Source organism: Photobacterium damselae subsp. damselae (assembly GCF_038086725.1).
Classification (GTDB): domain Bacteria; phylum Pseudomonadota; class Gammaproteobacteria; order Enterobacterales; family Vibrionaceae; genus Photobacterium; species Photobacterium damselae.
Genome location: NZ_CP146970.1, coordinates 2,190,018 through 2,213,319 on the forward strand (window position 1 = coordinate 2,190,018; position 23,302 = coordinate 2,213,319).

Here is a 23,302-nt window from a genome sequence, read left to right on the forward strand (position 1 = left end):
AGAACATGTCATAACCATAGCTGATAGATTCAGAGAATTAAGTGATAAAAATCACATATAACGAAACATTTTTATTTTCAGATTTCAACTTTTAGTGATTTAAATCACGCTTTAACGTTTGCTTTTGTCGTGTATCACAAAATTAAGTCATATCAAGTGACAACCAATTCAGCTCTTTTTAGACAAAAACTTGTTCATTTCAGTCAAATGAGCACTCATTATTTTAAGCCGTAAAAATCTCTAGAGACAAAAAAGCGGTACCTTTCGATACCGCTTTTAGTTAATGGCTAAACCATCATACTTTTGATTTAAATTTTAATAGCCTTAATGCATTTAATGTAACTAATGCTGTAGCGCCACTATCTGCTAAGACCGCGACCCAAAGACCGGTAAATCCAAGTAAGGTCGTTACCAAAAACAGAGCTTTTAAACCAAGTGCCAATGTAATGTTTTGACGAATATTGGCCAGTGTTGCACGAGAAAGCTCAATCATAACGGGCAGTTCAGCCACTCGGTTATGAGTCAAAGCGGCTTCAGCTGTTTCAAGAGCAACATCAGTACCGCCCCCCATCGCAATACCAATTGAAGCTGTTTTCATTGCTGGAGCATCATTGATGCCATCACCAACCATTGCAACATGGGCTTTTTCTGTCGCTTTACGAACCTCTGTTACTTTGTCTTCAGGCAATAAGCTGGCTCTAAAGTCCATATTACCTAACTCACTGGCAATTGCTTGAGCCGCCCTTGAGTTATCACCGGTTAGCATTAAAGAGCGAACGCCGAGTTTTTCAAGCTTTCGTACCGCATCAATAGCATCTTTTCGTAAATTATCTCGCCAAGCAATAAGTCCTACCGCATGACCATTACGAACAGCAACCACTAATGTCTTTCCTTGTGATTCTAATGCAAGAGCCTGTTCTTTCTGATTGTCTGAAAGTTGAATGTCTTGTGGCAGACGATCTGCGGCACAAAGCATAAAATGATCGCCTTCTGTCACCCCTTGGATGCCTCGACCAACAATGGCTTGACGCTCATCAGCTTCAGACAGGGGTAAAGAGCGTTCTTTTGCTAAATTAACAACCGCCATAGCCAGTGGATGTAATGATCCCATCTCAACAGCTGCTGCTTGGCGTAGTAATTTATCATCGTCGCCATCCCAACTAACGGCATCAGTCACAACAGGTTTACCCTCTGTTAGAGTGCCTGTTTTATCAAAAGCGACCACTTCAACATGACCCAATTGCTCTAATGCTGCTCCACCTTTAATTAGCGCACCATGACGAGCAGCAGCAGCTAAACCCGAGGTAATAGCGGCAGGCGTTGAAATAACCAATGCACAAGGACAAGCAATAAGAAGTAGCGTTAAACCTTTATAGATCCATGTATCCCATACCCCACCAAAAAATAGCGGTGGTACAACAATCACTAACGCAGCAAGACCAATCATCGCAGGGGTATACCAACGACTGAATTTATCTAAGAAGCGTTCTAACGGAGCCTTACGAGCCTCGGCATCTTCAATAAGATGAAGAATACGATCAATGGCATTTTCACCTTGCGCCGAGATGATGGTCAAACGCACGACTTTATCCACCACCATACAACCAGCCATCACTTTCTCGCCCAGTTGACGCTCAACAGGAACAGATTCCCCTGTTAATGCACTTTCATCAAAACTAACAGAAGATGTTAAAATTTGACCGTCGGCAGGTAAGCGTGAACCAGGAGCGACTTCGATGATATCACCCGGTTTTAATTCACTGGCTGGCACTTTTTTCTGCTCACCATTAGGTAAAATAACCGTAGCCTCTTCTGGCACCAATGCCATTAATGCTTGAACTCCACTACGAGCGCGAGACGCGGCATAACCTTCGAGTTGCTCACCAATTAAAAACAGCAAAATAACCATCGCAGCTTCAGCTGTATCACCTAAATAGAGCGCACCAATAGCAGCCACACTCATCAAGGTTTCAATCGAGAAAGGAGAACCCGATTTAGCTAATTTAATGGCTTTAATCGCGACAGGATATAGACCAACAAGCGTTGTTAAAGTAAACGCAGCAAGACCAATAGAGTGAGAAAATTGATTAATGATTGCCGAAATCAACATTAGTCCAGCAATAATCAAAACAGCAAGATGCTGCTGCCAAAAAGGCTGTTTTACTTCAGAGCTTTTTTGGTTAGCAGAAAGTAAAGTAAAACCTGTCTGTAATGATTTCTGTTCGATCAACGACTTGATGGTTGCCGCATCACCACTATGACTTTTGGTATTTACAATTAACTTCTCAGTTGCAAACATCACCTTCGCGGTTTCAACTGGCTCTAAAGAAGTGATGGCTTTTTCAAGTTTAGCTGCACAGCTAGGACAATCCATCCCATCAACTTTCCAGCTCAATGTTAAGCCATGAGAATTGTGTGCCAGTTGATCTGCTAATTGTTGTTCTTGCTCTTTTGACATAGCAGGAGTTGCTGAGCAGCATTGAGAGCCGTGGTCATGATGGTCATGGTCAGCATGATGATGAGATGGCTCTATATGAGAAGAGGATTGCCGGCCATCACCGCCAGAATCATCTCCCGATTCAGCCTCTGATGAACAAGCATTAGAGACTGAACAGCAGCTAGAAGCGGAGCTCTGACAACAAGTATCCAAACTTGCATGTTCAACTTGAACCGTTGCCTTTGTCGTACCAACCGGTTTAACGGCATGAATATGAGGTTTTTTGTTATTACATTGCGCACACATGATCATTCTCCTTTTGTGTACTCAACCCACTATGGGCTTTTAAATTCTGTAATAACTATAAACCTTGGAGTTAAGTCCAAGGTCAATATAAAAATTGCTTATACCCAAGTAAATTCGCCATCTTGACGGTTACTTGGGTATATCTTGAACAAATAAAGCAGCACAGGAATTAGCGCAGACGTCGATACACAACCGAATTATCTAAAATCTCATTCCACGGCTGATAATCTAACCCCATATCAAAAATGTATTCTGTAATTAAAGTGCGGGCAGAGGTCAATAATTGTTCCGCTTTCCATGGTTTCTCAAAATAACTTTCAATTCGAGCTAGATTAATTGCTTCGATGGTATCTTGGTGTGTAGCCTGCCCTGTTAACAACACTTTCTTAGTATGAACAAAACGGGCATCTTGCGAGATTTCAGTGAGTAGTTCGACTCCTGTTTTTCCTGGCATAACATGATCTGAAATCACCAAAGCAATAAATTCACCCTCAGCATCAAGATCATCCATAAGTTCTAATGCTTCATCTGCCGACTCACAATCTTCAACATTAAAAAAATCATTCAGCGGTGCGAGATCTTTTAACACCGCACTGAGCACTTCTCGTTGATCATCAACACAGATAATATTGAGTTTTTCCATAACCATCCCTTACGCTATTGGTAATTTAATCCTAAATTTTGTCCGTTCAGTATCACTTTTTAAGGCTACTGTTCCGCCATAACTGTCGACAATACGTTGTACAATCGAAAGTCCCAGTCCGAGTCCAAACGATAACCCGCCTTTCTTAGTGGTGAAATTAGGCTGAAAAATCTTACGCCGAGTAGCCTCATCTATCATCGGGCCATTGTTGCTGATCGTAATGAGTAACCGATTTTTTGAATGACGAGTGATAATTTCAATTGTTGGCTCTTCTGTATTTTCTAGCGCATCACATGCATTCTTGATGATATTGACCCAGACTTGAACCAGTTCGGTTGTACTGGCCGTAATCGTTGGTAGCGTTGCTGAATGAGTCACAACATTAACACGGCGCAAATTACTCTGTAGCAGAGCCAGTGATTTATGAATTGTGTCATTAACATCTACGTCGGTCTGCCGATCTTGATCGCTGCCGCCTAATTGCTTAACCGAACGCACAATACTCGCAGCATGTTTTGCCGCAATTTTCATATCATGCAGATCACGTCCGATATCCCAATACTGCAAAGCCATATCCAAATCATTGAGCCAATCTGGGGTAATATCACCATTAGGCACCGCTCTGGCTAATAACTTAGCTTGCTCACGCGATAACGATGGATATTGTGCTATCAGCGCTTTGCTACGAACACGAACATCAGCCGAACCTGATTGCTGCCCAGATTCTATCCCCTGTTCAATAAAAGCAATGGCTTGAGGACGCTGAACTTCAAGTTGCTGACATAAAGCTTGTTGCAGACTTTCCGTTTTACTGCTTAATACACCCACAGCATTATTGAGCTCATGAGCAATGCCTGCGGCTAACTGACCTAATGTCGTTAACTGCTCAGAGGCATACAGTTTTTGCAGTGCTTTTTCCTTCTCGATCGCTTGTAAACCGGTAAGCATCTGCCTTTGAGCTAACTCATGAACCATCACAGGCATAAATTGCTCCACCAGCGAGCCATACAGTTCGGGTTCAACCGCTTTTGTTGATGCATCAATCCAAGCAATTTCACTGTCTTTTTCAGCAATAACTGTTGTGGAAGCCATTAGCGTCTGAGCAAAAAAGCTGTGCACCCCAAAAAACATACCTTGTTCAACTCGAAATACTTTTGCCGTAAGCCCTGTTGCCTCATTAAGCAGATAACCCGATAGTTCGCCTCTTTTTACCCAATATAGGCGATCGTTATAACCATTTTGCTGTAGCACTTGAGTGCCCGTACTCACCGCTTGAGTACGAGCTGACTCACGGAAATACACATCAATGATTCTCTGTAACGCTTTAGGTTGATGCATATATTTCCTTATTTAACATCAAATATGATCGATAAGATGGAGCAACCAAATCATCGCAAAACTTAGGATGACACCAACCACACCAATGACCACACCCACTCGAGCCATTTGATTGCTTTCAACATGACCGGTTGCATGAGCAAGCGCATTAGGAGGTGTACTAATAGGAAGCGACATACCAAGAGATGCCGCAAAGGTAACCACTAAAATCAGCGTAATTTCGCCCCCTAGCGGCACTAATGAAGTCATCGATGTACCCAAGGCAGCCATAATCGGCATCAGCAAGTTTGCCGTCGCGGTATGAGACATAAAGTTCGCCATAAGAAGACACAATACAGCAGAACCAATTAGCACAACGTATGGCGAATAATCATCAAATGGAATGCTATGAACCATCAATCGCGCTAAACCAGTCTGATCAAGAGCTAGACCTAAAGCGATACCACCGGAGACTAACCATAAGACATCCCATGAAATCTTTTTTAGATCTTCTTTATTGATAATTCCAGTAAGCGAAAAAATAGCAACCGGGATTAAGGCAACAGTATAAGAGTTCATGCCATGTGTTGAACCCATAAGCCAGAGCAAAATGGTTAGACCAAAGGTGATGTAAACCGTAATGGCTTTAGGTGTTTTTAAGAATTTACCTTTAATAGCAAGCTCAATCTTTTGTTGATCGGCAGGATACAGTGCATTTAATAGCACCCACGCGAACATCAATAAAATAAAGACAAACGGCACACCAAAGAACATCCACTCACCAAAAGTGATCATATTCTCGGCGCTCAGATATTTTAATGCGATAGCGTTAGGTGGAGTACCAATCGGCGTACCAATACCTCCAATATTTGCCGCAACAGGAATACACAGTGCAAAGGCGATCTTCCCAGGATCTTTAGCACCAAATAAAGCGATAACAGGAGCTAAAATCGATAACATCATTGCGGTGGTTGCGGTGTTAGACATAAACATCGAAAAAATAGCAGTGATGAGCATCAAACCAAGCATGACATATTTAGGTTGTGTACCAAAAGGCTTTAATAGCACTCGTGCCAAGTTAACATCAAGACGATATTTTGTGGCAGCCATAGCAAGAAAGAATCCGCCTAAAAACAGCATAATAATAGGGCTTGCAAAGGTTGCCATAATATCGCTGTAATTCAGTAACTCGCCAAAATGGGGCTCTCCTGCACCTTGCTGGAAGAGGAAAAAGCCTTTATTTGAGAGTAAAAGCAGTTCAAGAACAATGATCACAACAGATGTGGCATAAATAGGAATAGGTTCAAGAACCCAACAAAGCGCAGCCAGTAAGAAAATAGCTATCACTCGTTGCTGAATAACAGTCAGCCCCTCAACTGGAAATGCCTCTGCAGGAAGTAATACAACTAATAGAGGAATGAGGATCGGCACGATATACTTAATGTATTGACGCATAACAACTTAGTCCCTTAAATAACAAATCTTTTGATAGCGCAATAGACCGAGAATCAGCTCAGTCGATACGTATCTTATGGCAATCCTTGCCTCTGCCACTTTTATATCTAATTGGCACATCTAAAAATGAACAAATTGGATATCAAAGTCACGCTGTTACATTTAGCCCAGCTCTATTTTGGAGAGCTATGACAATGTTTTCCCCGAGTTAGATCAATAATTCGACGAAATATGAAAAACTTTTTTAGAAGAATGGGTTATTAAAGGCGAGAAACAGAAAAAAAGCGCCCACAAGGAGCGCAAGAAAGAGAGATTACGATCAGAACAACGAGTTTAAAGTGGATGTTTAAAACAATTACCAATTTGTGTGCTGATGGCATTGAGTACATCTCGGCGTGTAATAACACCGATCAAACGCCCATCTTCCACAACAGGATAAATTTTTGGCTTTTGGCCTGACATTACATCAGCTAATTCAATAATCGAATCATTGGGAGAAACCGTTAATACGTCGGCATGCATACACTCTTCAACAGTATGTGTATCTTGACAGTGATAACCAACCTTAAGCAGTTTATGAAGCATATCTTGCTCAGAAAGAAAGCCGACAACATGCTTAAATTCGTCTATAACTGGACCACCAATTTGCTTTGACGTTAGCATCTTATCAAGAGCAATCGATAGCGACATCTCTTTGCTAAACGTCACAGGGCGAACATTCATATAGTCTTTCACTTTGAGTGATTCCATATAACCCCCACAATATAATTGCATCTTCCACTTTGCAGAGTGATATCGTGTTTTATGCTAATACCCTGCCCCATTTCTTTTAATTGTTAGTCAAAAAATTAAAAAATACGAAAAAAATCGATAAAAAAACCCAACAAAATCGAAATTCTATTGGGTTTTATGATAGTAATTCTCTGTATTACATAAATGGAATCAACAGCATAGAAAGTGGTAATTTAGCACCAGAGGCTAACACTAAGTGATCACCCTCCACCTTCATGGAAAGATCATAAGTATTCTCTTTTTGCTCTATAACGCCCATTTTCTTAAGTGCTTTAATTTGCTGTGCCACAGCAGGGTTATTATCAACTAACGCTTTTGGTGCCACTAAACTTAGATCACCCGTTAACTGCTTCGTAATCGCGGCAATATTTTGAGATGAATTTTTAAGGCCAGGAGCTACGATTAATTTCATATGGCTATTAATGTCGCCTTGCTCTGTCTTAACACTTAAATCTTCTAAATTAAATATCACACCCTGCTCAACAAGCACATCAAGTGCATGTGCGGCAGCATCAACATCTTGCTGAGAAAGTTGACCATCAGCTGGATTTGTCATCGTACTCAGTTCAGTAATCGCTTGATAATTTAAGTTTTCAAACGCCATTTTGAAATTAAAATTAGTGAACTTCTGTCCATCTAAAGTCACAAACTGGCCAACAGAAACGGCATTAGTATTTGTTACTTGCTCAGTTGCTTCCGTTGGTTTGCCTGCATTTTTAGGCTGACTCAATACATTACTCATCGTAACTTTAATGTCACTCGCTTGAATATGTTGAGTATCTTCAGCAGTAGCTAACTTAATAGCTGCTAAATCAAAGAATTGTGAACCGATCCAAAATTGATCAACAAATTGACCATCACCACCACCTTTCAAGCCAGACAATGCCATGGTTTCCTTAGCAACCGTTGTAACATCAAACTGTGGTAGCTGATATTGGAAATTCCCTTTACCATTCACATCCATATCACCCGAAAGCACAAAAGCTTTTGAGTCTACTTTCTCACCAAGTTCACTTTGATAATGAATTGGATTCACTGTAAACGTAAACTCGGTATTACCATTTAATGCTGTTTCTGTTTCTAGTGTTACCGGCTGTACACCTTTACCCCAAATCGCATCTGCTTTTTTTCGTTCAATATCAGTTAACTGAACAGTGCTATCAGAAGTTATATGGAAAAAGCCATGCTTAATATGATGATCTAAAGTCCAAGAAGTTGGTAAACCATCATCTTCAAACAATGATTTATATTCGTCTTTAACTACGATTTTGGAAATAACATTAGAAGAGAGATAGCCACGATCATACTTTTCATTGGTAATAGTAAGGTAAGGGCTTTTATTTTTCGCAATAGAGTCTAAATAAATTCGCTCACCAATTTGACCGGTGATAAATGGCCAACACAGTACGATAGAAACAGCACCTGCACCGGCAAAAGCTTTCTTCCACATATTCAATCCTAGTTACGTGAATGTTTTAATTGTGCTCAGTGTATTACAACTTACGCTCACACCCAACCCAATTGAACAGACCACAAAAAGAATCCCTACCTTTGCAAGCTAAATCGCAAACTGAAATGAACAATTAATATACACTTGAAATTATTACGAAGATAATGAGAGCTGAAAATGAATAGCTTTGTAATTTTGTGCTTAGATGATGACCCTACCGTAGTCCAGCAGCTTCAGCAGGACTTAAACGGATTTTCCCATTTATTTGATATTCTCACCGCACAAACCATTGCAGAGGCTTATCAGATTCTGGTTCAAGTAGCGCAAAACAATCAAACTGTTGCTATGGTGCTGTGTGATAACGACTTAGGCGATGATAGCGGCATTGATTTTCTGATTCAGCTCCACCAGCACCCCATTACTGAGCAAGCGAGGACGGTTCTTCTAAATGATAAGGCTCAGCTTGATGATATTATGCAAGCAGTCAATGAAGGGCGATTAAACTACTGCTTGACCAAACCTTGGCAATCTCAAGAACTGCTCCCCATGGTTGCCAAAGAACTAACCAGTTATGTATTAAAACATCCAGAAGTTGATTGGTTACTTTACAGCCAAGTTTTAGAGCATCGTCGAATATTAAAAGCGCATATTGATAGGCAAATGTCTCGTTTTCGTTCTCGGTTTATTCAAACAACGGAAGAGGTTAATGATGAACGACTGGCTCAACAGGTTTCTAGTGCCTTAAACCAATTTTTTGCCCAAAACGATGAAACCAAGGCTCGTCGTACTTATAGTCCAGGTCATATCTTAACAACGGAAGGCCAACCTAATACTTTTCTTTGGTTTATTTCTCAAGGGGAAGTCGCGCTCTATAAAAAAGACGAGAAAAATAAGCAGCATGAAGTTGTTCGAGTCGGAGCTGGGCATTTAGTCGGCGGTATGTCGTTTATGACGGGGGAAGTCTCTTTTTCTACCGGAATTACACAAACCGTCACTGATGTAATTAAACTTGATCAGCAACTTTTTACTCAAGTGATGAACTCTCAAAATGAGTTGCTCCCGCTTTTTACCAACCTGTTATTACGTAACTTCAACCGCCGCTTACAGGGCAGCATCCAAACAGAAATGAAGCTACAACAGACCTTGCAATCGTTAGATGACGCTTATCATCAACTCATAGATAAAGAAAAGATGGCGATGCTTGGTCAACTTGTTGCGGGAGTTGCCCACGAACTGAATAATCCTGTGTCTGCGATATTACGAGGCAGTGATACCCTCAAAGAGACCATTATTAAACTAACCGATAGCCAGTTGAGCTTAGAGAATCAACAACGCGGCAATATAATTTTGCAACAAGCCATGCACTCTCGTCCGTTATCGACCTCTGATGCGCGAGCAAAAGCGAAAGAGCTGCAAAGCCAATTGGGTGATCGCCAGTTAGCTCGAAAAGCCGTACAAATGGGATTAGATAGCTCTGAATTCTTAACCGATTGGCTACTTAGTCAGAAGAAAGATTTACCCCAAGTTATGGCTGAATGGGATAACTACTATCAAATGGGTAATTTTCTGCGCTCTATTAATGTGTGTGCCCAACGTATCGCCGATCTCGTCAAAAGCCTCAAAAGTTATGCTCGTCAAGATGATGAAAGCCAGCATATGGCCAATATTCACGAAGGGATCGAAGACACATTAATCATTTTTGACAACAAATTAAAACGTAACACAGTAATAAAAAATTACGCCAATTTGCCGGAGATCTGCTGCCAACCTATTACTTTACAACAAGTGTGGACTAATCTTATTGCCAATGCATTGGATGCTATTGAGCAACCAGGAGAAATTATCATTACCACCCAATATTCCACAATTTTGGATAATGCGATTGATATCATCTTCCAAGATAATGGCAAAGGTATTCCAGCTGAGTTGCAACGAAAAATATTCGAACTGAACTACACCACAAAACGTGAAGGTAATTTTGGTCTAGGGATCGGCTTATCTGTTTGCCAACAAATCGTCAATCAACACCAAGGCCGTATTAGCGTCGAATCTAAATCAGGCAGCTACACCAAAATGATTGTTACCCTTCCTATTTCGCTACCGTTTAATCAGCAGGAGGCTGTATGAACAAATATCTTATTTTATGTGTTGATGATGAACGCGAAGTGCTTGACAGTGTCTGCCATGATCTCAGTGAACTGGAAGAATATTTTGTTATTGAAGCCGCAGAATCAGTAGCAGAAGCCCGTGATGTCTTAGCCGATACGATAACCGATGAGATCCCCCTCGCCTTAATTTTGTGCGATCACATCATGCCAAACGAAACCGGCATTGATTTTTTGATTGAATTAAAACAACAGCAAGAAACCGCTTTATCTCGTAAAGTTTTATTGACAGGACAAGCTGGATTAGATGAAACCGTACAGGCTGTAAATAACGCTAGCCTCGATTACTTTATTGCCAAGCCATGGAGTGGTGAAGCTCTAAAGCAAATAGTAACTGATCAATTAACTACTTATATCATTGAAAACGAATCAGATTTAATGCCTTGGGCTCGAATATTGGATACAGCGAGAATCATGCAGGCGATCAGTGATAATCGACTCTCACTTTCCGACTGTTAATTTATCATACAAAACTTTCATCACTTGCAAAAAAGTGATATGGTCATCACAGAAAATAACCCAGTAGATTGGTCGGATATCTTACGTCTTGCGAACTATCATTAAAGAATAAATCCAAGAATATACCGACATAATTTAGGTAAAATTTTAGGTGGTAACGATGAAAGTAGCTGTATTTAGTACAAAAAATTATGACCAAAAATCGTTTGAGCATATAAACAAACACTACCATCATGAACTGACCTATTACGACTTTCGCTTAACTCGACATACCGCAAAAATGGCCCATGGTTTTGATGCGGTATGTGCCTTTGTTAATGACGACCTTAATCACCACGTTATTGCGCAATTAGCACAATATGGCGTTAAAATTATCGCAATGCGTTGTGCGGGATTTGATAAAGTCGATTTAGAGGCAGCTAAAGTCTTTGGGATTCAAGTGGTTCGTGTTCCAGCTTATTCTCCTGAAGCTGTCGCAGAACACACACTAGGACTTATGTTGAGTCTAAACCGTCGCATTCATCGAGCGTATCAACGTACTCGTGATGCTAACTTCTCTCTCGAGGGTTTAACCGGGTTCAACTTCCATGGTAAAACAGTTGGTGTGATTGGTACCGGTAAAATTGGTATTGCGACCATGAGAATCTTAAAAGGTCTTGGCATGAATATTCTTGCTTTTGATCCTTTTGAAAACCCTGCCGCCATTGAACTTGGTGCCAAATACACCACTCTCGATGATATCTATCAACAAGCGGATGTGATTACTTTGCACTGCCCAATGACACCTGAAAATCATCATATGCTAAATGAAGAATCATTTAATAAAATGAAAGATGGCGTGATGATTATCAACACAAGTCGTGGTGGTCTACTCAACTCAGTAGATGCCATTGAAGCGCTCAAACACCGCAAAATTGGTTCTCTTGGCGTTGACGTGTATGAGAACGAGCAAGATCTGTTCTTCCAAGATAAATCTAATGATGTTATTCAAGATGATGTGTTCCGTCGCTTATCTTCATGTCATAACGTTCTATTCACTGGCCACCAAGCCTTTTTGACCGAAGAAGCTTTAGCGAATATTGCAGACACAACGCTTAATAACTTAAAACTATTTAAAGAACAAAAATCATCTGGCAATGAGTTAGTTGAACTTTAAATTAAGCCATATGAAATCTCAGGCTGATGAGTCATCATTATCAGCCTGAGCAATTTCACTCATGAGCCAAGATTGAAATGCTTGTATACGAGCTGAATCTTTTACGTCTTGTCGACAAACAACATAATAATGCTGAGGCGAGAAAACAGACATATCAAAAGGCGTAACTAATCGGTTCTCCTTTAGCTGCTCAGAGATAAACGACCGTCGCCCCATTGCAACACCGATACCTCTTTCAGCGGCTTGTAATGCTAAATCTGCACGATCAAAAGTACAGCCATTATCAGGCAGTTCTACCCCAAAACGCTTAGCCCAGTATTGCCATTCATCATTACGCCCTGCACGAGCCCAAGGCGCCGCATCATGTAACAGTAAGCATGAAATTAAATTCTCAGGATGATGATATAAATTATGCTCAACCGCGTATTCATGGTTACATACAGGTAGCATAGTTTCATCCATGAGTTTTATAGCATGTAGGCCAGCATATTTACCGTGGCCAAAATAGATCGCACAGTCAAAACTTTCAGTCTGAAAATCAACTAAGTCATTACGAGTGCGCAAATGTACCCTCACACTAGGATATTTATCTAAGAAACCTTTTAGCCGAGGCACGAGCCAACGCTGAGCAAAGGTCGGAGGCACAGAAACATTAAGCTCACCACTTAATTCTGAACTTTTAAGATCTCGGATCTCAAGGGCGATATCACCAAAATTATGAGCGAGAACCTCTTTTAGATGCTGCCCTTCTGGAGTTAACGTTAATTTTCGTGGTTGACGGATAAACAGCTTAACACCCAAAATTTCCTCTAAGTTCTTAATTTTATGACTAACAGCACTTTGAGTAAGGCATAACGTTTCCGCGGCCCGAGTAAAACTCATCTGATCGGCTGCAATCAAAAAACAATGTAACCCAGAAAGGACCGAGCCCGAAAGCTTTGGCAACTGCATAAATTATCTCATCAATTTGGCTTTGTTTAAAAAAGAGTAACAAAAAAGCCACTCAAAATCAGTGGCTTTACATAACCTTTAAAAAGAAAGCTTAAAATGTTGGTTAGTTATTTAATGCTTTTAGTAGTACTGATTTTTGCTCATCTTTTAGTAATGTCCAGTGGCATCCATCGACAGCGCCAGCAAAAATCCATAATAATTTTACATCAACACCACTACCATGAGAGCGACGAACTTTTCGATATACTTCAACAGCCCCCAATGACATAAAGCTCTTTACATCTGGAATCCCAGCTTTTTTCACCATGCGTTCTAAGGTTAAACGCATGTTCGGTAGATCACGAAGTCGACGACTGTCTTCAGAAAATTTAATGTTGCGTTCTGCACATGCATATTGAATTGATTTATTGACTAAATCACGGCATTTAGGCTCATTATCAAGATAAATAGTCGTAATATCATAATAATTAACAATGGCTGTTGTGCTACGTTTTACATGCTTGAATCTTCCGCAGTTTAAGCCGATCAATTCGTCATCCAGCGTTTCTCCACCTCGTAAAAAAATTCGACCGTTATTGATAATGGCATACATAGCACCATCAACAAAAACACCGGTTCCACCGAACATCGAACGTTTCTCAAAAGGACCGAAGTCATTCAAATAATTAAGAAATTCATCCTTGATATTCCTCACAACAGCCTCCTAGTAATCAATATTCTTCTCTCAAATAAATCTAAAATACACACTATTGTGCGTCAACAGATTGACAATAATCCATCTGTTTTATAAAGGCTACATATGAAATCAAGAACATTATAAATTTGAGAATACAGGCATATTATTCATCGCAAATAAAGCAAAAAGTGACAAAAAGAGACCATAACATTTGAGCACAATCTCTCAATTTTCATCCAAGTGTTAAAAAAATCTTTGCATTTTCAGCAGTTACGTGTCATCACATTTTTAACAAAAGTTCTCTTTTGCATGACTCTATGTGTCAAAAATCTGAACGCACTCACAGATGTTTTTTATAAATCATGTTGAAACTAATAATTTTTTGTAAAAGTGGCTTTTACTATAATTCCTATTAACAATACCGCAACAAGATAAGTCATGATTTCAATTTTCCACCCTACAAACATCGTTTAATTGACTTAGATATAAGAAACTTTGAACTTAACAACGGCATCCAAGGTTAAAATACGTATAATGCCTTCATCAAAAGCCACTATATAGAAAGAATGTCGCACTTATCATTTTTTTGGTTAAACCCAGAACATAATAAATTAATAAAAGGAATTGAGTCTGAGTTTTGTAATCTCGTCAAAACATCAATTCAAAATAACCAACTTACCTTGCCTCAAATACCAACTGTATTAACTCGATTACAACAAGCATGTTTACTTAAAGATATTACGGTAAGGGAAGTAGCAAATATTGTTATCGATGATCCAGCATTGACCGCTAAAATTATTCGTACTTCAAATGCGGTTTTGTTTAATCGCCGAAATATTGTATGTAATGATCTTTCTACGGCAATTTCCCGATTAGGGATCATTCGAGTTAGAGATATTGCCACAGTACAAGCCATTGAAACATTAAAGTTTTCATACAAACAGCACGAACAATGTAATAAAGTTCTACAGCATAGTGCTCATCGTTCACGCCAATTAGCAGGCACAATGGCTCTAATTTGTTATTCAATCAATCAGCATCCAGATAGCGCAGAACCTCTTCTACCTGAGAAAGCATTATTAACAGGCCTACTAGCTGATATTGGTTTATTCAGTTTACTTTCTGAGTACCAACGTTATTTAACGAATGGAAATTATTTAGAATTAGATGCAGCTTTATTTATTTTTCAAGAATGCTGTAGTGATATTAGCCCTATTATTTTAAAGCATTGGGGTTTTGATAATGATTACCAAGAAGTCGCATCAAATAGAAAGTTATACTCTAATGACAATATTAGCTATTTGGATATTGCACGAATGGCTAACCATCTTCTTTTGATGAAAAATAATGATGATGCTATTCATGATCATTACATTGAATTAGATCTTCTTGGCGCTGAAGTTATGTACGAGTTATCACAACTTGAGCTTTCAGAGCTTAATAAACAGGTCCATGACATTATCAAGCGTTGTGGTATTTAATCCACAATTAGCCTATTGCCAAATATATTACCGATATTTATCCCGCTCAACACCGCGTTGCTGACTCATCTAAGTAAGAGTTGCAGCAACGCTTTCAATTCTGTATTCAAAAGCAACATCAGTATCAATATTTTGGTGTAAAAATCTTTACAAAAAATAATCACCTGATTTACCTCTTTTGATTGACCTCTGATTATAACTATTGATAAGCTCCTTTCCAATGACAGCTTGTGACATAAGTCATTATTATAAAAGCAATTTATACCAAAAATGAATTAAATAAACCCCAAAAATACCAGAGAGGTTACTATGTTTTCAGGGATGCTATTTATCTTTTTGCCTCTTATTATCGGCTATCTAATCCCAATAAAAAATGCATCCTTACTAAATCATGTTAATGTCCTAACCAGTCGACTGGTTCTAGTTATCCTTGCACTGATGGGGTTAAGTCTTGCTAACCTAGATAACCTCAGCCAAAACCTAGAGCAGATTCTTCTTTATGCGGGTACATTCTTTATTGCGATCAGCTTGTGTAACCTTGTAGCCCTCCCTTTTCTGGATATCCGTTGGAATTTAGCGACAGAAAAAAAACAGAAATCCATGCCGCTAGTGAAAATGCTATTTGAATCTTTTCAGCTGATTTTTGTTGTGGGCGGTGGATTAATCGTTGGGTTACTTATCAATATGGATCTCTCTTGGGTGGATAAGGCCAGTGAAATCATACTGTTTATTTTATTATTTTTTATTGGCATCCAACTTCGAAACAGTGGCATGACGCTACGCCAAATTTTATTAAATAAAAAAGGTATGATCTTAGCCTCTGTCATTCTAACAACATCCCTTTTAGGTGGTGTGATTGCAGCACTTATTCTTGATATCCCTATCAAAAATGGATTGGCTATGGCATCAGGATTTGGCTGGTACTCTCTTGCGGGTATTTTAATGGGCGATGGTTTAGGGCCTATATATGGTGGCGCCGCTTTTTTAAATGAACTGATGCGTGAGTTAGTGGCGCTAACTTTAATCCCTATGATTATTAATCAAAGACCGGCAATGGCTATCGGTTATGCTGGTGCAACAGCTATGGATTTCACTTTACCTGTCATTCAAAATTGTGGTGGGATCCGCTGTGTACCTATCGCTATAGTCAGTGGCTTTATTCTGAGTATGTTAGTACCCGTCCTTATGCTTTTCTTCATTTCTTTATAAAACCGACAATAACAAAAAAACCTCAGCGTTATTTAGCCGAGGTTTTTGAAGTTACTTGGGTATAACCAAATAGTTTCCAAGGTGAAATTATTTGGGCATTGGTCTAGTTATTTTTTACCAAATAAGCCTGCAGCCATATTCAGCAAGCCAGAAACACCACCTACGGCGTTTAGTAACTCACCGGCAATTTCACCCGCAGGACTTGCATTATCAACCATCGCAGGCAAAGCTTCACTTAAACCCGTTTTAGCATCTTGCTCTGATAGGTTTAACTCATTAGCAAAATCAGATAGCTGAGAGCCAGAGAAGATATTAGCAATATCATCAGCAGAAATGGCATTGTTCTCACCATTACCTAACCAGCTCTGCAGAACATTCGCTAAACCTGCACCATTAATGGATGATAATAGCTGTTCAAAGTTAACACCTTGACCATTTTCATCGCCGCCAAGCAAACGAGACAGTGCAGATACAATTGAGCCCTGATTTAAACCATCTGTATTGGCTTGTGACTGGCTAAACAACTGCGCACCAATTTCTAAGATTTTTGTAATATCCATAAATATCCTCGTTTACCTTATTTTAACTAACTGACCTATCGATTCATTATGCCTGACTAATACGAAGTTTTTGTCCAGGGAAAATCAAATCTGGATTCTGAATAACTTCTTTGTTTTCTTCAAAAATTTGCTCGTATTTCGCACCGTTACCTAGTGTTTTTTCTGCAATTTTCCACAAGCTATCGCCATCTTCAACAATGTAATAAGTCACATTTGCCGTTTCTTCAGGTGCAGAAATATTATCAACAACGCTCTCAATACCTTGAGCATTGCCCGCCATCAGAATCGCTTTTTCACGTGCTGCTGCCGAATCAGCAGAGCCTGACAGCGTAGCGACTCCATTTTCAACATTAACCTGAAGATCATTTACACCTGGATTATTCTCTTCAATATGCTGAGTAATTTTGGCAGGTGCTTCATCTTCATTAGAAAATAGTTTCTTACCAATATCGCGAGCAAAATCTAATAAACCCATTTTTCTTCCTTATTTGCATTTTTATAATATTTGGATAACTGCAACAGAATCGTGACACGACCACTAAAAGATAGTGTTCAGAGATAAGAGTTCAACTCTTACTTATGGAAATAAAATCGCATTGAATAAAAACATAACCATAAGCGCCACGGCATCAGCACAAGTATAGTAAAGAGTTTAAAAAACGCACTCACATGAAATGTCAATCCAATGTAAAATATAAAACGCTGTTTAAATAAAAATGAGTGTTTGTCGGAAAAGCAGTCAATTTCTAATTTTTAGAATAAAAAAAGAGGCCTCAATGAGACCTCTTTACATTACCATAGGGGTTATGGTGTGAGATTAGTGGCTACGAATCCACTCATCCATATCTGATTTCAAGTTATCTGACTTAGTACCGAAGATTGCTTGAACACCGCTACCAGCAACAACAACACCTGCTGCACCTAGTTTCTTCAATCGGTCTTGATCTACTTTATTGACATCAGCAACTGATACACGTAGACGAGTAATACAAGCGTCTAAGTTAGTAATATTGTCTTTACCACCAAATGCTGTTACTAGCTCTTGTGCCATTTCAGATTCAGAACCTGCAACCGCAGCTGAAGCATCTTCATCTTCACGACCAGGAGTCTTAAGGTCTAGTTTAGTAATCACTACACGGAACACTACATAGTAGATGATTGCGTAGATGATACCCATTACAGGGAATAACCATAGCTTCTGAGAGTTCGCTGATAGAACAACAAAGTCAATGAAACCGTGAGAGAATGAAGTACCGTGAACCATACCTAGTAAGTTCGTTAACACATAAGCAGAACCTGCAAGGAATGCGTGGATAACGTATAGGATAGGAGCTACGAACATGAATGAGAATTCGATTGGTTCAGTAATACCTGTTAGGAACGAAGTTAGCGCAGCAGAGATCATGATACCGCCCACTTTCGCCTTGTTTTCAGGCTTAGCACAATGCCAAATAGCGATTGCAGCAGCAGGTAGACCAAACATCTTGAACATGTAACCGCCAGCTAGCTGGCCAAAACCGTTACCAGCAAGACGAGTTGCTTCATTTGCTTCTAAGTAACAAGTTAAGATACCAGTACGAGCTTCACCTGCTGCGTTCACACAGCTACCCGCTTCGAAGAAGAAAGGTACGTTCCAAACATGGTGTAGACCAAATGGGATTAGAGAACGTTCGATAATACCGTAGATACCAAATGCTACGGTTGGGTTCTGATGTGCTGCCCAATCAGAGAATGCTGCGATACCTGCACCTACTGGCTGCCATACAACAGATAGAACAAGAGCAAGAGCAATCGCACAGAAACCAGTCATGATCGGTACGAAACGCTTACCAGCAAAGAAGCCTAGGTAATCAGGAAGCTGAATACGGAAGAACTTATTAAATGCCCATGCAGCGATACCACCAGTTAGGATACCACCTAACACACCAGTATCGATTTTATCTACGCCCATCACCTGCGCCATAACACCTAGTGTTGCAGCCATGATGCCGTAACCTACGATTGCAGCAAGACCTGCTACACCGTCATTGTTAGTAAAGCCAAGCGCCACACCTACTGCAAATAGTAGAGGCATTTGACCAAACACAGAACCACCTGCCTGTGCCATAACTTGAGAAACGATATCTGGTAGCCAGCTAAAGTTAGCGGCACCAACACCAAGTAGAATACCAGCTACCGGCAAAACCGATACAGGCAACATAAGTGCCTTACCGACTTTCTGCAGGCTAGCAAAAAGGTTTTTAAACATACTGAAGCTCCTGAGTGAGATGCTTTTATTGTTAGTGTGTAAAACGAAGCGACATACCCCCGTAGTCATAATGCTTCATTTCGTGTTTATGTTTTTTTCAGCATATATGTAAGATGCGGAGCAAAATATAACTTGGGGTGAAAGATAAAAGCTATCGAAAGCAAAACTATAGTTTCAAAATATCGTTTCGATCACAGAGGTTCTAATAACAACTCACGAGCATCAGATGTGTAATCAATTGATTTAAAATAAAAAAACAACAATAAAAACTATGGTAGTTCTTTTGCAATCCTTTTCTTTATTGCAACCTTTGTTACTTTATGTAACGAAGCAAGATTGGTTTAAATTAGACTAATTTTAATAAGTTACTGATAACAAAAAATCTAGAACATTATAACCTATTGATTTTTAAATATTATTAATATTCACACTAAAAAATAAGTTTCATATTCAACATTTAGAATAGAAATGCGACATTAAATACCAGCTAGACATATATCAGCATAGTTAAACATTTTTCCGCATAAAAAAAGCCACAGTATAAACTGTGGCTTTAATCGTCTTCTTGAATTATTTAACGCGAGACAACGGTCGTATGGTTTTTCTTGTCGTGCCATGGTAAGTGGCTAAAAGCAAGAAACTGTGCGCCACTATAAAGCGCATATAACCCCAATGTCGCAACACATAAATAAATCTTATTAAACTCTCGTTTTAGGTATCGCTCTTTGGTTAAAGTTTTTCCATCAGTTGAAACGACTTTAACACTGAGTAGGTATCGAGATAAGGATGTTCCAAGTAAACGGAAACATAACCATTGATATCCCATATAAATACCAATAAATAGCATCATAATACCAATAATTAACGCAAGTAATGTTGGCAAAGCCATCGCGTCATTAAGCGATATTTTCGCGCCGGTCCCTTTAGAGATATAAGCGATAATTCCTAAGTACAAATCTTGTGCAACCATGACAAACATTTGCACAATCGACAAGTCGATCAGAAATGTACCTATTCGCTTATATTTCAGCGCGAAATTCATTACTTACCTAACTTAGAGTTAATCTGAGCTTTATAACCTGCGGCTTGTGCACCGTAGATAGCCTGAATACCAGTACCACCAACTTTCACTAAACCTTTAGCGCCAAGCTCTTGAGTCCAGTACTGGTTATCTTTAACAAGATCGCCATTCTTAACGGTAATACGTAGACGAGTGATACAAGCATCAACATCTTCAATATTATCTTTACCACCTAATGCTTCAATCATCAGATCAATTTGATCATCGTCTGAACCAGCAGCGCCTGCAGCTTTAGATGCTTGGTAATCTTTCTTACGAACAACCGCAACTGCACTACCCTTACGACCAGGAGTTTTGATGTCGTACTTCAAGATAAACCAACGGAATAGGAAGAAATATAGCGGACCATAGATTACACCCAGTAGAGGAATGTAATACCAGTGGTTATCAGTACCCGTTAGGCCTGGAAGCATACCAAATAGTGCGAAGTCGATAAAACCACCACTAAATGTCATACCCACTTTCACGTGTAACAAGTCCATAATCATAAATGATAGACCTGCTAGAGGTACGTGAATGAAGTAGTAAAGTGGAGCTGATAAGAATAGGAAAGTAAACTCAATTGGCTCTGTAATACCGGTTAAGAACGCAGTAAGGGCAACAGAGAACAGTAGACCACCAACTTCTTTTTTGTTTTCTTTATCAGCTACAGTGTACATCGCGTACGCAGCCGCAGGTAGACCAAACATCATGAATGGGAACTTACCGCTCATAAAGTTAGTTGATGAGAAGTGAGAGTAATCACCATTGGCTAAAGAGCCAAAGAAGATGTTCTGAGTACCTTTATAAACATGACCTGCAATCTCAGCTGTGCCACCAATTTCTGTCTGCCATAGTGGTAGATAGAATACATGGTGAAGGCCGACAGGAATAAGAGCACGCTCAATAATACCGAAGATGAAAGACGCAATATAACCGTGACCTGAGGCAGTCATTTCACCTAGCATTGCACCAATTGTACCAAAACCTGCACCGATGAATGGCCAGATAAATACAAGTGCAATACCGTAAAATAGTGCAGAGAAGGCACTTACGATAGGTACGAAACGTGCGCCACCAAAGAAGCCTAGGAATTCAGGAAGCTTAATATCGTGGTATTTGTTATGTAAAACAACAGTGATACCACCAGCAATCAGGCCACCAAACACGCCCATACTTAGTGTATTGTGGATGCCTAACACATCAGCAAGCACACCCGTATAATGACTGCCCATCAATACAACAGTGTTATCTGTTGTATCAACCATACCTGCTACTGATAATGTTTTTGCAATCGCAACGTTCATTACCAAATATGCAATAGTTGCAGCCAACGCAGCCGCGCCTTTTTCTGCACGAGCAAAACCAATTGCAATTGCAAGAGCAAACATTAGAGGTAAGTTAGCAAATACAATACCACCAGCGGCGGTCATGATTTGTAAGAAACTGTTTAAAACGGTACCGTCTTGCAAAATACCAATATTGTACGCTTCGATCATACTTTGGTTAGTAAAACTACCACCAATACCTAGCATGATACCTGCTGCTGGTAGTAAGGCTATCGGAAGCATTACTGCTTGCGATAGTTTACTAAAGAAGGCTTTCATGAATTGTGTCTCCTCAACATCAACTTTGAAGTGATCTTAAATATTAAAAATAGCATCCCGCTCTATATAAATTTTACGATTATGCGATTACGCTTTAATAAACTAAAAATTATGAATTTCGTATTTATATCTACTAATTTACCAAACCAATAGTTAATAAAACTCGTCATAATCACTCAGACATACGCAAAATAAAGCATAAAATCAGCTTTTTGCTTTCATTCCATCATTGGATACTGTATTGGCCTGAGGAATCCTGAGTGTGAATATAGCTTGATGACAATCACAATTTCCACGAAAAAGATAAACAACACAATTAAAATGTAAACCTGATCACACTTATGAAATTTATCAAACATCTAAGTATTCTATTCCATAAACTAATTTCGGATTACATCGCCATTAATTTTTATTGACACCTTTACCGGGCGATTAAATAACCAACACAAAGAGTATTTTGCACCCTAATAATATGAAGAATTATATTTCATATATAAAAAAGGAGGAGTTTCAGACTCCTCCTTTTATTAAATCATTTTCTTATTTTCGCTTCGCAAATGAGAATAAGTTAAAGAAATTATTTGTTGTGATTTCTTCAACCTCTTCCACCGAAACACCTTTAAGTAAAGCAATATATTGAGCGACTTCACGAACATAAGCTGGCTGATTCTCTTTACCTCGGAATGGCACTGGAGCTAAGAATGGAGAATCGGTTTCAACCAAAAGACGCTCTAACGGCAACTGCGCTACTACGTTTTTCAAATCGCTTGATTTATTGAACGTAACAATGCCTGAAATTGAGATATAAAAACCTAACTCAATAGCAGCCTGAGCAAATTCTAAATTTTCAGTGAAGCAATGGATCACACCACCACATTTTTGTGCGCCCTCTTCTCGCAATATACGCAGCGTATCTTCTCGAGCCATTCGGGTATGAATAATAAGAGGCTTGTTCAATTCCACAGCTAGACGTACTTGCATACGAAATGCTTCTTGCTGTTTTTCTGCTAACTCTGGCTGGTAAAAATAATCTAACCCTGTCTCACCAATAGCAATAACACGATCATAACTGGCAAAAGCTTTTAGTTGCTCGTAATCAAACCCTTCTTCGATATCAAGAGGATGAACACCACATGATGCAAAAACATTATCATACGGTTCGATCAATTCCATCATGGTTGGAAACCCTTGTAGAGTACAACCAATCGATAGAAAATATTCAACGCCACGTTCCTTGGCTTTCGTTAGTACATCATCAATCCCGGTGTGTAGTTCGCCATAGTTCAATTTATCTAAATGGCAATGTGAATCGACTAACACAATACTTTCC

The 23,302-nt window shown here is 39.4% G+C and carries 19 protein-coding genes; 5 read left to right on the top strand and 14 right to left on the bottom strand.

Annotated elements, in window-relative coordinates:
- Positions 1 to 295: 295 nt before the first annotated feature.
- From WAX86_RS09760 to WAX86_RS09785, 6 genes are all read right to left on the bottom strand, one after another.
- Positions 296 to 2,743: a zinc/cadmium/mercury/lead-transporting ATPase gene (locus WAX86_RS09760; protein ID WP_341488721.1), complete on the bottom strand. Its 2,448-nt coding sequence runs from the start codon at positions 2,741 to 2,743 to the stop codon at positions 296 to 298.
- A 169-nt stretch (positions 2,744 to 2,912) separates the two neighbouring features.
- Entirely contained in the window at positions 2,913 to 3,386 is a 474-nt protein-coding gene (locus WAX86_RS09765; RefSeq protein ID WP_036763515.1) for a response regulator, read from the bottom strand.
- Positions 3,387 to 3,395: 9 nt separating this feature from the next.
- The gene (locus WAX86_RS09770; protein WP_341488722.1) at positions 3,396 to 4,724 is read right to left on the bottom strand and encodes an ATP-binding protein; all 1,329 of its coding nucleotides are present in this window, start codon (positions 4,722 to 4,724) and stop codon (positions 3,396 to 3,398) included.
- Between the two features lie 18 nt (positions 4,725 to 4,742).
- The gene (locus tag WAX86_RS09775) at positions 4,743 to 6,158 is read right to left on the bottom strand and encodes a DASS family sodium-coupled anion symporter (protein ID WP_005298546.1); all 1,416 of its coding nucleotides are present in this window, start codon (positions 6,156 to 6,158) and stop codon (positions 4,743 to 4,745) included.
- A 333-nt stretch (positions 6,159 to 6,491) separates the two neighbouring features.
- The gene (locus WAX86_RS09780) at positions 6,492 to 6,908 is read right to left on the bottom strand and encodes a CBS domain-containing protein (protein WP_065172670.1); all 417 of its coding nucleotides are present in this window, start codon (positions 6,906 to 6,908) and stop codon (positions 6,492 to 6,494) included.
- A gap of 178 nt (positions 6,909 to 7,086) precedes the next feature.
- A complete protein-coding gene (locus tag WAX86_RS09785; RefSeq protein WP_341488723.1) occupies positions 7,087 to 8,400 on the bottom strand; it encodes a DUF945 family protein in 1,314 nt (437 codons plus the stop codon).
- 177 nt (positions 8,401 to 8,577) lie between these two features.
- Between WAX86_RS09785 and WAX86_RS09790 the strand changes: the two genes are divergently transcribed.
- The 3 genes from WAX86_RS09790 to WAX86_RS09800 all read left to right on the top strand — a co-directional run bounded on the left by WAX86_RS09790 (position 8,578) and on the right by WAX86_RS09800 (position 12,180).
- Positions 8,578 to 10,527: an ATP-binding protein gene (locus WAX86_RS09790; protein WP_341488724.1), complete on the top strand. Its 1,950-nt coding sequence runs from the start codon at positions 8,578 to 8,580 to the stop codon at positions 10,525 to 10,527.
- Complete coding sequence (locus WAX86_RS09795; RefSeq protein WP_148109660.1) at positions 10,524 to 11,024, top strand: response regulator; 501 nt, start codon at positions 10,524 to 10,526, stop codon at positions 11,022 to 11,024. The genes WAX86_RS09790 and WAX86_RS09795 overlap by 4 nt, the downstream gene beginning before the upstream one ends.
- A gap of 160 nt (positions 11,025 to 11,184) precedes the next feature.
- Positions 11,185 to 12,180, top strand: coding sequence for a 2-hydroxyacid dehydrogenase (locus WAX86_RS09800; protein WP_065172601.1), 996 nt, complete (start codon positions 11,185 to 11,187; stop codon positions 12,178 to 12,180).
- 18 nt (positions 12,181 to 12,198) lie between these two features.
- Here the strand turns inward: WAX86_RS09800 and dsdC are convergent, their stop codons facing one another.
- Together dsdC and WAX86_RS09810 are read right to left on the bottom strand one after the other, a co-directional pair.
- Positions 12,199 to 13,131: a DNA-binding transcriptional regulator DsdC gene (dsdC, locus tag WAX86_RS09805; RefSeq protein WP_341488725.1), complete on the bottom strand. Its 933-nt coding sequence runs from the start codon at positions 13,129 to 13,131 to the stop codon at positions 12,199 to 12,201.
- A gap of 103 nt (positions 13,132 to 13,234) precedes the next feature.
- The gene (locus WAX86_RS09810) at positions 13,235 to 13,825 is read right to left on the bottom strand and encodes a TfoX/Sxy family DNA transformation protein (RefSeq protein WP_005298539.1); all 591 of its coding nucleotides are present in this window, start codon (positions 13,823 to 13,825) and stop codon (positions 13,235 to 13,237) included.
- A 548-nt stretch (positions 13,826 to 14,373) separates the two neighbouring features.
- On the opposite strand from WAX86_RS09810, the gene WAX86_RS09815 reads away from it, so the two are divergent.
- Together WAX86_RS09815 and WAX86_RS09820 are read left to right on the top strand one after the other, a co-directional pair.
- Positions 14,374 to 15,288 carry an HDOD domain-containing protein gene (locus tag WAX86_RS09815; RefSeq protein ID WP_065172603.1) on the top strand — a complete coding sequence of 305 codons (915 nt, stop codon included), beginning with the start codon at positions 14,374 to 14,376 and terminating at the stop codon, positions 15,286 to 15,288.
- A 309-nt stretch (positions 15,289 to 15,597) separates the two neighbouring features.
- Positions 15,598 to 16,497 (top strand): lysine exporter LysO family protein, encoded by a 900-nt coding sequence (locus WAX86_RS09820; RefSeq protein ID WP_086957039.1) that lies wholly within the window; start codon positions 15,598 to 15,600, stop codon positions 16,495 to 16,497.
- A 107-nt stretch (positions 16,498 to 16,604) separates the two neighbouring features.
- Here the strand turns inward: WAX86_RS09820 and WAX86_RS09825 are convergent, their stop codons facing one another.
- The 6 genes from WAX86_RS09825 to WAX86_RS09850 form a co-directional block, all read right to left on the bottom strand.
- Positions 16,605 to 17,057, bottom strand: a complete 453-nt coding sequence (locus WAX86_RS09825; RefSeq protein ID WP_065172605.1) for a YidB family protein — start codon at positions 17,055 to 17,057, stop codon at positions 16,605 to 16,607.
- 46 nt (positions 17,058 to 17,103) lie between these two features.
- Positions 17,104 to 17,532 carry a peptidoglycan-binding protein LysM gene (lysM, locus tag WAX86_RS09830; RefSeq protein WP_065172606.1) on the bottom strand — a complete coding sequence of 143 codons (429 nt, stop codon included), beginning with the start codon at positions 17,530 to 17,532 and terminating at the stop codon, positions 17,104 to 17,106.
- Between the two features lie 342 nt (positions 17,533 to 17,874).
- Positions 17,875 to 19,305, bottom strand: coding sequence for a PTS glucose transporter subunit IIBC (gene ptsG, locus WAX86_RS09835; RefSeq protein ID WP_239970580.1), 1,431 nt, complete (start codon positions 19,303 to 19,305; stop codon positions 17,875 to 17,877).
- A gap of 574 nt (positions 19,306 to 19,879) precedes the next feature.
- A complete protein-coding gene (locus WAX86_RS09840; RefSeq protein WP_065172608.1) occupies positions 19,880 to 20,347 on the bottom strand; it encodes an RDD family protein in 468 nt (155 codons plus the stop codon).
- Complete coding sequence (locus WAX86_RS09845) at positions 20,347 to 21,972, bottom strand: PTS transporter subunit EIIC (protein ID WP_065172609.1); 1,626 nt, start codon at positions 21,970 to 21,972, stop codon at positions 20,347 to 20,349. The genes WAX86_RS09840 and WAX86_RS09845 overlap by 1 nt, the downstream gene beginning before the upstream one ends.
- A gap of 540 nt (positions 21,973 to 22,512) precedes the next feature.
- On the bottom strand, positions 22,513 to 23,292 hold the full coding sequence (locus tag WAX86_RS09850) for a YchF/TatD family DNA exonuclease (RefSeq protein WP_341488726.1): 780 nt from the start codon (positions 23,290 to 23,292) through the stop codon (positions 22,513 to 22,515).
- Positions 23,293 to 23,302 lie beyond the last annotated feature (10 nt).